The 6940-nt window shown below is 71.9% G+C and carries 10 protein-coding genes; 6 read left to right on the forward strand and 4 right to left on the reverse strand.

Annotation, left to right across the window (positions count from 1 at the left end):
• Window positions 1–23: 23 nt before the first annotated feature.
• Both dapB and ACTHNQ_RS04755 read left to right on the forward strand, forming a co-directional pair.
• Complete coding sequence (dapB, locus tag ACTHNQ_RS04750; RefSeq protein ID WP_440331553.1) at window positions 24–854, forward strand: 4-hydroxy-tetrahydrodipicolinate reductase; 831 nt, start codon at window positions 24–26, stop codon at window positions 852–854.
• Window positions 851–1300, forward strand: a complete 450-nt coding sequence (locus tag ACTHNQ_RS04755) for a tetratricopeptide repeat protein (protein WP_440331555.1) — start codon at window positions 851–853, stop codon at window positions 1298–1300. Before dapB ends, ACTHNQ_RS04755 begins: the two co-directional genes overlap by 4 nt.
• A gap of 7 nt (window positions 1301–1307) precedes the next feature.
• Here ACTHNQ_RS04755 and ACTHNQ_RS04760 read toward each other — a convergent pair whose 3' ends face one another.
• The 4 genes from ACTHNQ_RS04760 to ACTHNQ_RS04775 form a co-directional block, all read right to left on the reverse strand.
• Window positions 1308–2234, reverse strand: a complete 927-nt coding sequence (locus tag ACTHNQ_RS04760) for a TIGR01777 family oxidoreductase (RefSeq protein WP_440331556.1) — start codon at window positions 2232–2234, stop codon at window positions 1308–1310.
• The gene (locus ACTHNQ_RS04765) at window positions 2227–2652 is read right to left on the reverse strand and encodes an OsmC family peroxiredoxin (RefSeq protein WP_440331558.1); all 426 of its coding nucleotides are present in this window, start codon (window positions 2650–2652) and stop codon (window positions 2227–2229) included. Before ACTHNQ_RS04765 ends, ACTHNQ_RS04760 begins: the two co-directional genes overlap by 8 nt.
• Before the next feature lie 120 nt (window positions 2653–2772).
• Window positions 2773–3336: a DUF4395 domain-containing protein gene (locus ACTHNQ_RS04770; RefSeq protein WP_440331560.1), complete on the reverse strand. Its 564-nt coding sequence runs from the start codon at window positions 3334–3336 to the stop codon at window positions 2773–2775.
• The gene (locus ACTHNQ_RS04775; protein ID WP_440331561.1) at window positions 3329–3766 is read right to left on the reverse strand and encodes a TlpA family protein disulfide reductase; all 438 of its coding nucleotides are present in this window, start codon (window positions 3764–3766) and stop codon (window positions 3329–3331) included. The genes ACTHNQ_RS04770 and ACTHNQ_RS04775 overlap by 8 nt, the downstream gene beginning before the upstream one ends.
• 127 nt (window positions 3767–3893) lie before the next feature.
• On the opposite strand from ACTHNQ_RS04775, the gene ACTHNQ_RS04780 reads away from it, so the two are divergent.
• The 4 genes from ACTHNQ_RS04780 to dapA form a co-directional block, all read left to right on the forward strand.
• Complete coding sequence (locus ACTHNQ_RS04780) at window positions 3894–4703, forward strand: thymidylate synthase (protein ID WP_440331563.1); 810 nt, start codon at window positions 3894–3896, stop codon at window positions 4701–4703.
• Window positions 4700–5221 carry a dihydrofolate reductase gene (locus ACTHNQ_RS04785; RefSeq protein ID WP_440331564.1) on the forward strand — a complete coding sequence of 174 codons (522 nt, stop codon included), beginning with the start codon at window positions 4700–4702 and terminating at the stop codon, window positions 5219–5221. The genes ACTHNQ_RS04780 and ACTHNQ_RS04785 overlap by 4 nt, the downstream gene beginning before the upstream one ends.
• Before the next feature lie 21 nt (window positions 5222–5242).
• Window positions 5243–6007, forward strand: a complete 765-nt coding sequence (locus ACTHNQ_RS04790) for an SDR family NAD(P)-dependent oxidoreductase (RefSeq protein WP_440331566.1) — start codon at window positions 5243–5245, stop codon at window positions 6005–6007.
• 61 nt (window positions 6008–6068) lie between these two features.
• The coding region (dapA, locus tag ACTHNQ_RS04795) for a 4-hydroxy-tetrahydrodipicolinate synthase (protein ID WP_440331567.1) at window positions 6069–6940 on the forward strand (872 nt) is incomplete at its 3' end.

Genomic DNA, 6940 nt, shown 5'->3' on the forward strand with positions numbered 1-6940 from the left:
AGGCGCCGCCTAGGATGGAGGGCATGACGACACGCGTGGCCATCGTCGGCGGAACCGGAAAGCTGGGCGGCATCATCCGCGAGGTCGTCGAGTCCGAGCCCGGCTTCGAGATCACGGCCGTGCTCACCTCGCGCTCCGAGCTGTCGGAGCTCGACGGCGCCGATCTCGTCGTCGACGCGTCGACGCCCGCCGTGTCGATCGACGTCGTGCGGGCGGCCATCGAGCGGGGCGTCAACGTGCTGATCGGCACGTCGGGATGGTCCGCCGAGCGCATCGCCCTCGTCCGGCCCCTCGTCGAGGCAGCCGGCACCGGCGCGGTCTTCATCCCGAACTTCTCGCTCGGCTCGGTGCTCGGCTCCGCCCTGGCCGCTGCCGCCGCACCGTTCTTCCCGTCCATCGAGATCGTCGAGTCGCACCGCGAGACCAAGATCGACTCGCCGAGCGGCACCGCCGTGCGGACGGCCGAGCTCATCGCCGCCGCGCGCGAGGCCGTCGGCCCCGTCGAATCGCCGCACGTCGACCAGCGCGCCCGCGGCCAGCAGGTCGCCAGCGTCCCGATCCACTCGCTCCGCCGTCCCGGTGTCGTCGCCCGGCAGGAGACGATCCTCTCGGGTGCGGGGGAGTCGCTCACGATCGTGCACGACACCGTGGAGCCGGCGCAGGCCTATGCCTCCGGCATCCGCCTCGCCCTCGCCGCGGCCCGCGACGCGAAGGGTGTCACGGTCGGCCTCGACAGCCTGATCGACATCGGCCTCGGACGCCCGGCGACACCGGACGACGACGCGCCCGTCGACGAGGGCGGCGTGCCCGGCCAGGTCGCGCGGGCCACCGAGACCTTCGCGAACGGACGATGAGCGCACGCATCGGCGTCGCCGTCGTGGCGGCGCTGCTCGCGCTGTACATCGTGCTGGTGGGGCAGCGCGCGTGGCTGCTGCTGATCAGCGGCGACCCCGTGGGCATCGCGATGGGGGTGGCGCTCGTCGTGCTGCCGCTCATCGCGACGTGGGCGCTCGGCCGGGAACTGTGGTTCGGCGTCCGCGCCGAGCAGCTCGGCCGGCGTCTGGAATCCGAGGGCGCGCTGCCCGACGAGATCGTGTCGGTGCGCCCGAGCGGTCGCGTGATGCGCGAGGACGCGGATGCCGTCTTCCCGGCGTACCGGGCGGCCGCCGAGGCGCACCCCGACGACTGGCGGGTCTGGTATCGGCTCGGCGTCGCGTACGACGCAGCCGGCGATCGGCGCCGTGCGCGCGAGGCCGTGCGCACGGCGATCCGGCTCGAGAAGGCGGATCGCCCCCGCTGACGTCGGGTCAGGAAGCCGGCGGCACCGCCGCGGCGACGGCGTCCTCGACGGTCGGGTGCGTGAAGGCGAACCCTGACGCGGTCAGCGCGTCGGGCACCACATGCGCGTCGGTCGTGAGCAGCGCCTCGGTCGCGTCGGCGCCGAGCACGAGCTTCATGCCCCACACCGGAGCGTGCAGCAGGTACGGCCGGTTCATGCGCACGGCCAGCGCGAAGCCCAGGTCGTTGGCGGTGGCGCGCGTTGGACCGCTCAGATTCACCGGGCCGGTGAGCCCCTTGTCGATGACGTGGCGGATCGCTCGGACCTCGTCGTCGAGCGAGATCCATGGCCACACCTGCGTGCCGCGCCCGATCGGTCCCGAAACGCCCAGCCGGGTGAGGACGAGCAGCGGCTTGAGCACCCCCTCGGCGTGGACCACGGGGGCGGTGCGCACGATCGAGACCCGCGCGTCCGGTCCGGCGCCGAGCGCCGCCGACTCCCACTCGCCGCACAGGTCGGCGAGGAACGACTCGCCGCGCGGAGCGGTCTCGTCCAGCCGTGCACCCGGCACCGAGCCGTAGTAGCCGACGGCCGACGCCGACACGAAGTGCGGAGCATCCGTCCCGAGCTCTCGCACCGCGCGCGCCAGGGCGCGCGTCGGCGTGATGCGCGACCACAGCAGCGTGCTCTTGTACGCCGGGGTCCACGGGAAGCGTCCGATGCTCGCGCCGTTGAGCCCGACCACCGCATCCGCGCCGTCGAGCACGGACGGATCGAGCGGCGCCTGCGTCGTGAGCCACTCCACCTCGTGGGCGGCCTCGGCCGGGCGGCGCACGAGCGTCGTCACCTCGAGCCCGTCGGCGCGGAGGCTCTCGGCGAGGGCCCGGCCGATGAGCCCCGATGCGCCGGCGACGACCACGCGGCCGGCGCCGGCGCGACGAGAGGAATCAGGCAAGCGTCGCCTCGAGGGTGATCTCGACGCCCGCGAGCGCCTGCGAGACGGGGCAGCCGGCCTTGGCGCCCTGCGCGATGCGCTCGAAGTCCTCGGGCGACAGGCCGGGCACGACGGCATTGACGTTGAGGTGGCTGCCGGTGATGCCGGTGCCGGGCTTGAACGTCACGGACGCCGTCGTGTCGACCTGCTCGGGCGGTGTGCCGTTCTCGGCGAGGGCGTTGGACAGCGCCATGTTGAAGCAGGACGCGTGCGCCGCGGCGATGAGCTCTTCTGGCGTGGTGACGCTCGTGGAGCCTTCGCTGCGGGCCTTCCAGTTGACGGCGAACGTGCCGGCGCCCGATGAGGCGAGAGAGACCTCGCCCGCGCCTTCGAACAGGCTGCCCTTCCAGGTGCTCTTGGCTTCGCTGGTGACGGTCATGGGGGCCTCCTCGCTCGTGGCGCGTCCGTGTTCCGGACGTCACGCGTCAGCCTAATCGCGAGGGATGCCGCGGCGCGATGGTGACGGTCGACCCGGGCGCGGCGCCCGGGCGGCTGGGCGTCAGACCGAGGCGGGCCGCGCCCGTCCGAGGATGCCGGCACGCTGCAGCAGCAGGTACAGCTGGCAGCCGAGGCACAGACCGAACACGGCGTTGAGGAACGCTGCGACGAAGGCCATGGCCGCCGCGATGGGCAGTGCCCAGGGCACCCCGAACAGCTGCAGCACGAGGCCGATGGCCGAGACGAACAGGCCGACGCCCTGCGCGAAGCGCGGGGGACGGGCGTCCTCCCACTCCGTCGGCGGTGCCAGGCGCGGTGCGACGGCCTTGCGGTACAGCGCGCCCCACGGTGCGGTGCGGGGCCAGGCGACGCTCCACAGGAACAGGACTGCGGCGAGCAGCAGCAGGAGGAAGCCCGGGTCGAGGATGCGCTCTGTGACGCTCGCCTGGGTGATCAGCCAGGCGCCGTCGGAGGCCTGGGCGGTCGACAGGCCGGTGAGCCCGAAGAACACGGTGATCAGCAGGAGGACCGACGTGATGGCTGCGGCGAAGCGCGGCGCGCGGGGGTCGACCGTCCCGCGGGGCGGGCGGGACCGCGAGGGCGTGGGGACCGCTCGATCAGACATTCGCATCCTCCGCGATCAGACGGTTGAGCTCGAGTTCGAGCACGTCACGGCCGGGGGTACCCCCGAAGCGGGTCTGCACGACGCCGTGACGATCGAGCACGAGCGTCGTCGGAGTCTGCAGCACATGGAAGTGCCGGGCGATGTCGGGCCGATGAGTGAGGTCGACGTCGAGGTGCCGCACGCCTTCATGGTCGTCGGCGACCGCCGAGAGCACGCGGTGGACGCCGGGGCAGCGGGCGCACATCTCGGTGCTGAACTGAAGCAGTGTCGCGACCTCGCCCAGCCCGTCGGCGCCCAGACGGTGCGGCTCGATGACCTCGTGCGCGACATCGTGGCGCGGGCGCGTGGCGCGACGGTTGAGGAGGACGCCGAGGACCGCGCTGCCGGCGAGCAGCAGCACCAGCACGATCACGGCACCGACGAGGGTCACAGCAGATCAGGCTAACCCCTTTCGGCTGCCCCGGGTCCGGATGCGTGAATATGACGCGACGGCCGTAACACTCCGCCGCGGCGAGGGACGATGCCCGCGCCGCGGCGGCGCGGGTATCGTGGCAGCCGTGACGACGCCGATCCCCACCCCCTACGAGGACCTGCTGCGCGACGTGCTCGAACACGGCACGCACAAGGACGACCGCACCGGAACGGGCACGACGAGCGCGTTCGGGCGGCAGATCCGGTTCGACCTGTCGCAGGGCTTTCCGCTCATCACGACCAAGCGGGTCCATTTCAAGTCGATCGCCTACGAGCTGCTGTGGTTCCTGCGCGGCGAGTCCAACGTCGCCTGGCTGCAGGAGAACGGCGTCACGATCTGGGACGAGTGGGCGGATGCCGCCGGCGAGCTCGGGCCCGTCTACGGGGTGCAGTGGCGGTCGTGGCCGACGCCGTCGGGCGGCAGCATCGACCAGATCTCGCAGGTGATCGAGCAGATCCGCACGAATCCGGACTCTCGGCGGCTCATCGTGTCGGCGTGGAACCCGGCCGACATCCCCGACATGGCGCTGGCGCCGTGTCATGCGCTGTTCCAGTTCTACGTCGCCGACGGCCGGCTGTCGTGCCAGCTCTATCAGCGCAGCGCCGACCTCTTCCTCGGCGTCCCCTTCAACATCGCGTCGTACGCGCTGCTGACCCTGATGGTCGCGCAGCAGACGGGGCTGGAGCCGGGCGACTTCGTCTGGACCGGCGGCGACTGCCACATCTACGACAACCACGTCGAGCAGGTGCGCGAGCAGCTGACGCGCGATCCCTACCCGTACCCGACGCTGCGGTTCGCACGCAAGCCCGACTCGATCTTCGACTACCGGTACGACGACTTCGTCGTCGAGGACTACCAGCACCACCCCGCGATCCGCGCCGCGGTCGCGGTATGACGGCGCGCACAGGCCTCAGCCGTGTCGGCCTGATCTGGGCCGAGGCGCACGACGGCGTGATCGGCGCTCAGGGCGGCATGCCCTGGCACGTGCCCGAGGATCTGGCGCACTTCAAGGCGATCACGCTCGGGGCGCCGGTCGTGATGGGCCGCCGCACGTGGGAGTCGTTCCCGGCGCGCTTCCGCCCGCTGCCCGGGCGGCGCAACATCGTGGTCACCCGTCAGCAGGACTGGCAGGATGCCGGCGCCGAGCGCGCAGCGTCGCTCGAGGCCGCGCTGAGCCTGGCGGGGACGAGCGACGCCGAGTGGATCTGGGTCATCGGCGGCGGCCAGCTGTACCGCGAGGCGATGGCCTACGCCGACCGCCTCGAGGTCACCGAGCTCGACCTCGACGTCGAGGGCGACACACGTGCGCCGGATCGCTCGGCGTGGACGCCGGCGGCGGGCGGTCAGGGGGAGTGGGCGACCTCGAGCTCCGGCATCCGCTATCGCTTCCTCTCTCTCGTGCGCACCCCCTAGCGCGGCAATAGGCTGGCGCGCATGGGCAAGACGGCACTCATCACCGGCGCGAGCTCCGGGCTCGGCGCCGAGTACGCGCGGCAGCTGGCGGCCAAGGGCGCCGACCTCGTGCTCGTCGCACGCGACCGCGAGGCGCTCGACGAGCTCGCCACCCGCCTGCGGAGGCTCTACGGCGTGGACGTCGAGGTGCTCGCGGCCGACCTGCTCAAGCCCCGTCAGCGCGACAAGGTCGTGGCCCGCGTCGCCGATCGGGACCGGCCCGTCGAGATCCTCGTGAACAACGCCGGCTTCGGGCTCCCGCTCGCCTTCGAGACCAACGACATCGAAGACGAGGTGCGCCACCTGCAGTTGCACATCGAGGTGCCGATGCGCCTCACGCACGCGGCGCTGCGGGCGATGCTCGAGCGCGGCCACGGCCGGGTCATCAACGTGGCCTCGGTGGCCGCGTTCATCCCGCGCTCCACGTACGGCGCGTGCAAGGGATGGCTCGTCAGCTTCAGCCGCTGGGCGAACGGCCGCTACCGGTCGCGCGGCGTCACCGTGACGGCGGTGTGTCCGGGGTACACCCACACGAACTTCCACGAGCGGATGGGCCTCGGCCCCGGTCAGGAGGGCGTGCCCGAGGCCATGTGGCTGCAGGCGAGCGACGTCGTCGCCGAGTCGCTGCGCGACGCCGCCCGCGGCGCGGCCGTGTCGATCCCGTCCCTGCGGTACAAGGCGCTCGTCACGCTCGCGCGGTTCGCGCCCCCGTCGCTGGCGGCCCGCATCGGCGAACGCGGGCGCTGAACGGCCCGTCATCGGAGGCCGCCCGTACGCGGCGGGTGCGGCATCCCGATAACCTGAACTCATGACGCATACGGGCAACCCCTTCGGACAGGTGCTCGTCGCGCTCGTCACCCCCATGACGGCCGACGGCGAGGTCGACTGGCCCGCTGTCGAGAAGCACATCGACGACGTCATCACCTCGGGCGCCGACGGCATCGTCGTCACCGGCACCACGGGTGAGACGTCGACCCTCACCGACGCGGAGAAGCTCCGCCTGGTCGAGGTGGGCAAGGATGTCTCGGCCGGACGGGCGAAGATCATCACGGGCGGCGGCTCCAACGAGACCGCGCACGCCATCGAGCTCTACAAGGCCAGCGAGAAGGCCGGCGCCGACGGCATCATGATCGTCACGCCGTACTACAACAAGCCCACGCAGGCGGGCATCCTCACGCACTTCCGCCTCGTCGCCGACGCGACCGACCTGCCGGTGATCCTGTACGACATCCCCGGCCGCACCGGCGTGCCGATCAAGTACGAGACGATCCTGCGGCTGGCCAAGCATCCGAACATCCTCGCCATCAAGGACGCCAAGGGCGACTTCAGCGAGGTGAGCCGCGTGCTCAACCATACCGACCTCATGTACTTCTCGGGCGACGACTCCAACGTGCTGCCTCATCAGGCGATCGGCGCGACCGGGCTCATCGGCGTGACGGCGAACGTCGCGGCCCAGCCGTACCGCGTGATCGTGGATGCCTTTAACCGCGGCGACCTCGCCGCGGCGACCGCCGAGCACCAGCGCCTCGAGCCGCTGGTGCGCGCCCTCATGACCCACGTGCCCGGCACCGTGTCGACGAAGTACGTCCTGCACGGGCTGGGCCGGATCGGCAGCCCCCGCGTGCGGCTGCCGCTGGTCGGCCCCGAGGAGTGGGAGGCCGCGATGATCGAGGACGAGCT

Origin of the sequence: Microbacterium sp. (assembly GCF_051953575.1) — a bacterium.
Taxonomy (GTDB): Bacteria; Actinomycetota; Actinomycetes; order Actinomycetales; family Microbacteriaceae; genus Microbacterium.

What these genes read in the sequence shown, in the direction of transcription:
- ACTHNQ_RS04785 (WP_440331564.1), top strand. Translation starts at nt 4,700, where the DNA reads ATGACGGCGCGCACAGGCCTCAGCCGTGTCGGCCTGATCTGGGCCGAG.
- ACTHNQ_RS04765 (WP_440331558.1), bottom strand. Translation starts at nt 2,652, where the DNA reads ATGACCGTCACCAGCGAAGCCAAGAGCACCTGGAAGGGCAGCCTGTTC.
- ACTHNQ_RS04790 (WP_440331566.1), top strand. Translation starts at nt 5,243, where the DNA reads ATGGGCAAGACGGCACTCATCACCGGCGCGAGCTCCGGGCTCGGCGCC.
- dapB (WP_440331553.1), top strand. Translation starts at nt 24, where the DNA reads ATGACGACACGCGTGGCCATCGTCGGCGGAACCGGAAAGCTGGGCGGC.
- ACTHNQ_RS04770 (WP_440331560.1), bottom strand. Translation starts at nt 3,336, where the DNA reads ATGTCTGATCGAGCGGTCCCCACGCCCTCGCGGTCCCGCCCGCCCCGC.
- ACTHNQ_RS04755 (WP_440331555.1), top strand. Translation starts at nt 851, where the DNA reads ATGAGCGCACGCATCGGCGTCGCCGTCGTGGCGGCGCTGCTCGCGCTG.